The 1,647-nt window shown below is 67.8% G+C and carries 1 protein-coding gene and 1 pseudogene; one reads left to right on the top strand and one right to left on the bottom strand.

Annotated elements, in window-relative coordinates:
- A pseudogene (locus tag AOJ26_RS31325) lies at positions 1-437 on the bottom strand (peptidase S8); the annotation flags it as partial.
- A 502-nt stretch (positions 438-939) separates the two neighbouring features.
- Here AOJ26_RS31325 and AOJ26_RS31320 point away from each other — a divergent pair.
- Complete coding sequence (locus AOJ26_RS31320; RefSeq protein WP_053851743.1) at positions 940-1,545, top strand: lytic polysaccharide monooxygenase auxiliary activity family 9 protein; 606 nt, start codon at positions 940-942, stop codon at positions 1,543-1,545.
- Positions 1,546-1,647: the final 102 nt, after the last annotated feature.

Raw genomic sequence — 1,647 nt, 5'->3', positions numbered from 1 at the left:
ATGTCGGCCCGTACCGGTTCTCCGGCCGGGGTTGAGGCCTGGGCCGGATTGGGCGGGAGGGCCGGGTTGTAGGCGTCGGCCGGGACGTCCGAGGTACGCGTGGCGCCGACCTGCTGCACGCCGGTGACGCCGCGCATGGTGGTGGCGAAGGTGCTGGAGGCCGAGTGGGCGACGATCACGCCGATGGCGTCGAAGTTCGAGAAGACGGTGCCGCCGTTGGCCGTGATCGCGGAGCGGACCGCCGAACTGTCACCGGGAGCGGTGATCACGAGGTAGGCACGCGTCCCGGCCACCCAGGTCGCACTCTGGGAAGCCGGTGCGGCGGCCGGAGCGTGGGCCTTGGCGGTCGGCGCGGTGGAGGGGCCAACCGGGAGCGTGCCCGCGAGGGCGCCCGGGGCGCCGAACACGAGGGCGGAGCCGAGCGTGGCCGCCAGCACCAGCGTGCGTCTGGGGCGGCTGGATATGGGGGGTCTCAATGCATCCTCCGGAGACGGCCCCGCCGTGCTGAGGGCACGGGTCGGGCCGTACGAAACGAGTGGTGGATGCAAGATGTCAGGTGCATGATCCTGTACGGAAGTACCTTTTCGTGCAGGGACGTTCTGGAGGCGTGGCTGAAAAGAGACGTACTCCCGGCAGCGGGCGGCGGCGGGATGCTCAGCAGAAGGTGGCCTCGCCCGGCCAGGGCGCCGGTCCAGGCCGCACCTCGTTGTGAGTCTCGCCAACCATTCCGACTCTCGCCTCACGGCGGATTCCCTGCTCGCCAGTCATCTCTGTAATCAACTCTGTGTACTTCATTGACATCTCGCTCGGAAGACATAACTTTGGGAGCGCTCCCATCTCAGCCTTGCAAACTGGAAGGAGTCCCCCCACATGCATAAGAAGATCCCGTTAACCGGGCGTTCCCGAGCGTCCCTCCGTCGGCCTCTCCAGGCGCTCGTCATGCTGTTCGCCGTGGTTGTCGGCGCCCTCGCCTGGTCGACCCCCGCCCAGGCTCACGGCACCGTCGTCGGCCCCGCCACCCGCGCGTACCAGTGCTGGAAGACGTGGGGCAGCCAACACACGAACCCGGCCATGCAGACCCAGGACCCCATGTGCTGGCAGGCCTTCCAGGCCAACGCCGACACCATGTGGAACTGGATGAGCGCGCTCCGCGACGGCCTCGGAGGCCAGTTCCAGGCCCGGACCCCCGACGGGACGCTCTGCAGCAACAACCTGTCCAGGAACGCCAGCCTGGACAAGCCCGGACCGTGGAAGACCACCACGATCGGCAACAACTTCTCGGTCCACCTGTACGACCAGGCATCCCACGGTGCCGACTACTTCAAGGTCTACGTGAGCAAGCAGGGCTTCGACCCCAAGACCCAGACCCTGGGCTGGGGCAACCTCGACTTCATCACGCAGACCGGCCGCTTCGCCCCGGCGAATGACATCACGTTCCCGGTCCAGACCTCCGGTTACACCGGACACCACATCCTGTTCGTGATCTGGCAGGCCTCGCACCTCGACCAGGCCTACATGTGGTGCAGCGACGTGAACTTCGGCTGATCCGCAAGGCACCGCACACGGCACCGGCATCGGCCGGACGCCGGTAGCCAGCATCGGCCGGACTCCGGTAGCCGGCCGCCTGGCGGACCGAGCCCCGTCGGG

The sequence above is a fragment of the Streptomyces sp. NRRL B-24085 genome (assembly GCF_001282115.1).
Classification (GTDB): Bacteria; Actinomycetota; Actinomycetes; order Streptomycetales; family Streptomycetaceae; genus Streptomyces.
The sequence above is the reverse complement of the archived record's forward strand: the minus strand, read 5'-3'. Positions and strand labels throughout refer to the sequence as shown.